The organism is Microcystis sp. M53598_WE2 (assembly GCF_030067735.1).
Lineage (GTDB): Bacteria > Cyanobacteriota > Cyanobacteriia > Cyanobacteriales > Microcystaceae > Microcystis > Microcystis aeruginosa.
Window position 1 is genome coordinate 1 of sequence record NZ_JASJFE010000103.1, and the last position, 1,170, is coordinate 1,170.

A 1,170-nucleotide genomic window follows, 5' to 3' on the forward strand; every position below is an offset into this window, starting at 1 on the left:
AATTAACATCCATTCTGAAATATCAAAGTTACTTTTTCCTGTGATAGCATCTAAACCATGATAACCTTGAAAGTTACTTTTTTGCGGTAAATTGCTACCATTAATCAATCCCTGTTTTGAGTTTGTTATCCAAGGTAGATTCCCCAAGAATAAAATATTCTCTTTCCATGCTTGAGTTAGAGCATTCCAATCACAGTCAAAAAAATTATTTTGATGAACTTGTATTCTTGTATCTTGGCATAATTGCTCATCTTGGGCTATCTGTGCAACATAATTAGGATTAATTTCAAAGCCAAGAATTTTTTCAGTTTGTTTGAAGGTAACTGCTGCCGATTTTAAAAAGTTTCCTGTACCACAAGTTGGCTCAATAATTACCTTGGGATTAACATTTATTTGTGATAACTTTTGGCAAATCTTTTCGGCTAACTCTAAAGGAGTTTGAAAGTCGCCGTATTCAACTTTAACTGGAGAAACTGACATTACTAATTCTCTCTATAAATAGCGATTAATCCTTCTTCTTGACCAGCAAGATCAATTACTCTAGTATATTGTAGTCTCCACTGTAAGGCGTTGGAAATGGTTAAAAATCCTTGTACTGGAGGATTAGCAAGAATTTCATCGGCTATATTGGCTGCTTCCATTTCATCAACGGGTAAGTTTTTATCTAACATAAAGGCAATTAAATCATCTTTGTTACCCTGATTGTTTAAGATGTTGCGAATACCACGAGTCATCTGGAAATCAGCTGTTCTTTCAGCCGATACAAAAATTGTCGTGATCATTCTTAAATTGGCAGTGCGATTGAGACTATTATCTAACTTTTCATAAACAAAAATAATTAAGGAATATCCTAAGCCAAAAATCTTTTGTCTTGCGGATTTAAAAGGACAAGATGATTGTGGTTGTTTAGTACTGGTTACTTTTATATCAACCAGCAACTCAGGAAAATCGATACCACTGGCTGCATTACCCTCAACAAAATCATATTTTTCTTTTAGATATAGTTTAAACTTTTGTTCTAAGTAGGTTCCGATCGCTTTACCATCTGTAACACCGTAGAGCGAAGCTTCTTGATGTTGAGACTCTAAAGCTGAAAATATAGCCGCCTCATTACCTAAAGATTCTTGGGTTAATCTTGACATATATAGCTAAATTAATTAATCTCCTCGT

The 1,170-nt window shown here is 34.1% G+C and carries 1 protein-coding gene and 1 pseudogene; both read right to left on the reverse strand.

What is annotated here, in order from left to right:
- Positions 1-480: pseudogene (locus PX636_RS02390) on the reverse strand (SAM-dependent methyltransferase); the annotation flags it as partial.
- 2 nt (positions 481-482) lie between these two features.
- A complete protein-coding gene (locus tag PX636_RS02395) occupies positions 483-1,142 on the reverse strand; it encodes a type II restriction-modification system restriction endonuclease (RefSeq protein ID WP_052276420.1) in 660 nt (219 codons plus the stop codon).
- Positions 1,143-1,170 lie beyond the last annotated feature (28 nt).

Coding starts and splice junctions, on each gene's coding strand:
- PX636_RS02395 (WP_052276420.1), bottom strand. CDS start 1,142: ATGTCAAGATTAACCCAAGAATCTTTAGGTAATGAGGCGGCTATATTT.